Raw genomic sequence first — 269 nt, 5'->3', positions numbered from 1 at the left:
CATCATGGTTTCATTAATACCTGACATTAGGTCTAGGTCTCTGACAATAACGTAGCGAGCACCAAGATCGAGTATGTGTTCACAGGCGTTTATGACTGACTCTTGGTCAGTGAGTGGTGTTGCAGTGATCGCAGAAAGTTCATATTTATTTGCCACTACCACATCAGCAATAGGAATGAGGTCAGCGATCAATGCATCCTTCACCTCATCAGGGGTCACCTGTGTGCCGTTAGATTGATACATGGCCGCATGGCAGATATACAAAGCAG

At 45.4% G+C, this 269-nt stretch carries 1 protein-coding gene; it reads right to left on the bottom strand.

All coding sequences use genetic code 11. The annotated features are described in order from the left end of the window. The coding region (locus AB4585_RS29760) for a PfkB family carbohydrate kinase (protein WP_372172448.1) at positions 1 to 269 on the bottom strand (269 nt) is incomplete at both ends.

This window comes from Vibrio sp. 10N.222.49.C9 (assembly GCF_041474985.1).
Taxonomy (GTDB): domain Bacteria; phylum Pseudomonadota; class Gammaproteobacteria; order Enterobacterales; family Vibrionaceae; genus Vibrio; species Vibrio crassostreae_C.
Note: the sequence above shows the minus strand (reverse complement) of the source record. Positions and strands in the feature narration are given on the sequence as shown.